Origin of the sequence: Enterobacter cloacae complex sp. I2, assembly GCF_014896205.1 — a bacterium.
GTDB classification, from domain to species: Bacteria; Pseudomonadota; Gammaproteobacteria; order Enterobacterales; family Enterobacteriaceae; genus Enterobacter; species Enterobacter quasihormaechei.
Genome location: NZ_JADBRA010000053.1, coordinates 1 through 483 on the forward strand (window position 1 = coordinate 1; position 483 = coordinate 483).

The following is a 483-nucleotide window of genomic DNA, read 5'->3' on the forward strand; positions in this document are numbered from 1 at the left end:
AGAGACTCGAACACACATGAGCTGTGTGTCGTTTCAATTTTCAGCTTGATCCAGATTTTTAAAGAGCAAAACTTCGCAGTGCACCTTTTCAGGTTCACTCTGAAGTTTTCTTGTGTTCGCAGTAAAAGATGGTGGAGCTATGCGGGATCGAACCGCAGACCTCCTGCGTGCAAGGCAGGCGCTCTCCCAGCTGAGCTATAGCCCCATCGTAGTCACCTCTGTACCGGTAATTTTTGTTGAGGCAAGGCGTGGTGACACGAAGCATACTGAAGTATGTGAGTGTCGCCGCAACGCAGCATCAGCAAAAATTTGGTAGGCCTGAGTGGACTTGAACCACCGACCTCACCCTTATCAGGGGTGCGCTCTAACCACCTGAGCTACAAGCCTGTAGAGGTTTTTTACTGCTGTTTTTCATCAGACAATCTGTGTGAGCACTGCAAAGGCAGGTTCTTTAAGGTAAGGAGGTGATCCAACCGCAGGTTC

At 49.3% G+C, this 483-nt stretch carries 2 tRNA genes; both read right to left on the reverse strand.

Annotated elements, in window-relative coordinates:
• Nucleotides 1–129: 129 nt before the first annotated feature.
• Nucleotides 130–205 (reverse strand) — tRNA-Ala (locus tag IM300_RS22550).
• A 105-nt stretch (nucleotides 206–310) separates the two neighbouring features.
• A tRNA-Ile gene (locus tag IM300_RS22555) sits at nucleotides 311–387 on the reverse strand.
• Nucleotides 388–483: the final 96 nt, after the last annotated feature.